General features: G+C 68.4%; 1 protein-coding gene. It reads right to left on the bottom strand.

All coding sequences use genetic code 11. From position 1 onward, the window contains the following. Positions 1-30: 30 nt before the first annotated feature. Positions 31-1,238 (bottom strand): IS3 family transposase gene (locus LDL48_RS43175; protein WP_372472347.1). Its coding sequence is split into 2 segments (ribosomal slippage): positions 31-963 and positions 966-1,238, totalling 1,206 coding nucleotides; the frame shifts between segments, so codons are not numbered across the junction. Positions 1,239-1,305 lie beyond the last annotated feature (67 nt).

The following is a 1,305-nucleotide window of genomic DNA, read 5'->3' as shown; positions in this document are numbered from 1 at the left end:
TGAGCTTCCCCCCGGGATGTGGACACCGGGTTATGCCGCGCTCTGCTGCAGCGTAACGGTTTCCAGGGTTCGTTCGTAGTCGGCGGGGCTGCGGTAGCCCAGTGCTGAGTGGCGTCGGCGGTGGTTGTAGAAGGCGATCCAGCGGAAGACGTCACGGCGGGCGTCGGCCTCGGATGTCCAACGGCGGTGCTCGACGTCGAGTTCGCGTTTGAGGGTGGCGAAGAACGCCTCGGCCAGCGCGTTGTCGTAGGACGAGCCGATCCGGCCTCGGGAACGGCGTATCCGGTGGCGTCGGCAGGCCTCGGCGAAACCGGCACTGCCGTATTGGGCGCCGCGATCCGAGTGGAACACCACCTTGGCGACGTCACCACCGCGGGCGGCCACGGCGGCGTCCAAAGCGTCGATGACCAACTCGGCGCGCATGTGCGAGTTGATCGACCAGCCGACCAGGCGGCGGGTGGCGATGTCGATGACGGTGGCCAGGTAGAGGAACCGGTCACCGACGCGTAGATAGGTAATGTCGCCGCACCAGCGCTGGTCCGGCGCGGTAGCGGTGAAGTCACGGCCGAGCAGGTCCGGCACCGCGGGCGCGGTCGGGTCCGGGATCGTGGTGCGCTTGCGCCGCCGTTGGTGCCGGCCGACGACACCGTGCCGGCGCATGATGCGCTCCACGCGTTTGCGGTTGACCTGTACCCCTTGATCCCGCAACTCGGCGGTGACCCGCGGCGAGCCGTAGGTCCGCCCAGACGCGGCGTGCACCGCGGTGATCTGCGCGGCGAGAACGTCCTCGGCGGCCGCGCGGGCCTGCCGGTCAGGCTCACCGGCGACCCACCGGTAGAACCCTGAACGCGACACCGCCAAGACCCGGCACAGCCGCTTAACGCCGTGCACCCCACGGTGGGTGGAGATGAACCGAAAGCGGCTGGTCACCGACCCATCTCCTTGGCGAAATAGGCGGCCGCCTTACGCAGGATCTCCTTCTCCTGCCGCAGCTCGGCCACCTCAGCGCGCAACTGGGCGATCTCGGCGTCCTTGTCCGCCATCGACAGCCCGGCCCCGGCCTGCACCGCCGAACCCGCACCCGACGCCTGCTGCTCCTGCTTACGGACCCAGTTACGCAGCGTCTCGTGGCTCATACCCAGCTCGCGGGCGACTTCATTGATAGGCCGACCGGACGAGCGCACCAACTCGACCGCATCCCGCCGAAACTCCTGCGTGTACTTCGACGGACGTCCCAACGGGGACACCCCTTCCTCTGGACTCAAGATCCAGTCTCAGGGTGTCCACACCTCCGGGGGAAGCCCA

The organism is Jidongwangia harbinensis (assembly GCF_020216025.1).
GTDB classification, from domain to species: domain Bacteria; phylum Actinomycetota; class Actinomycetes; order Mycobacteriales; family Micromonosporaceae; genus Actinoplanes; species Actinoplanes harbinensis.
Note: the sequence above shows the minus strand (reverse complement) of the source record. Positions and strands in the feature narration are given on the sequence as shown.